This is a genomic window from Aliivibrio sp. 1S128 (genome assembly GCF_001691065.1).
Taxonomy (GTDB): domain Bacteria; phylum Pseudomonadota; class Gammaproteobacteria; order Enterobacterales; family Vibrionaceae; genus Aliivibrio.
On the sequence record NZ_MAJV01000132.1, the window covers coordinates 464 to 1091 of the forward strand.

1 protein-coding gene is annotated in these 628 nt (G+C 37.9%); it reads left to right on the forward strand.

Annotated features, from left to right (window positions below; translation table 11 throughout):
- Window positions 1-141: 141 nt before the first annotated feature.
- On the forward strand, window positions 142-618 hold the full coding sequence (locus A6E03_RS17930; RefSeq protein WP_141677305.1) for an HAD family hydrolase: 477 nt from the start codon (window positions 142-144) through the stop codon (window positions 616-618).
- Window positions 619-628: the final 10 nt, after the last annotated feature.

Below are 628 nucleotides of genomic sequence, written 5' to 3' on the forward strand. Positions count from 1 at the left end.
ACGCACAACAATCGCATCAACACGATTTATTACATTCGGCGTTCTGGGTTTGCCTTGGGTTTTGTGATTAAGGCGGTAAAATTCAGGTTGGTTGGCATAGTAATAAACGTGTTATGCAAGCGTTATATGCAAGGAGGCATTATGAAAAAAGCTTATCTGTTCGATTGGGGTGACACTTTAATGGTCGATTTTCCAAATGCTCAAGGAAAAATGTGTGCTTGGGAAACAGTTCAAGCCGTAGATGGTGCTTTGGAAATGTTAGCTTCGCTATCCCAGAAAGGACATTTGCTTTATGTGGCAACTGGTGCAGATGATTCCAGTGTTCAGGATATTGAATTGGCATTTGAACGAGTCGAGTTGTCTCAATTCATTTCAGGCTATTTTTGTAAGTCAAATATTGGTTTATCAAAAGGTAGTTCTGAATTTTATCAAAGAATAACGAATAAGTTAGGTGTTGAACCTAGTCAACTTACAATGGTTGGTGATTCACTTGAAAAAGACGTTATTTCAGCGATAGAGGCTGGTTTAAATGCTATTTGGTTTAATCCACTAGGTTTGGAAAAAGAAAGTCACTCCAATTTTAGAACGATCTCTCAGCTTCATGAGTTAAGCATATAACAAATGCATC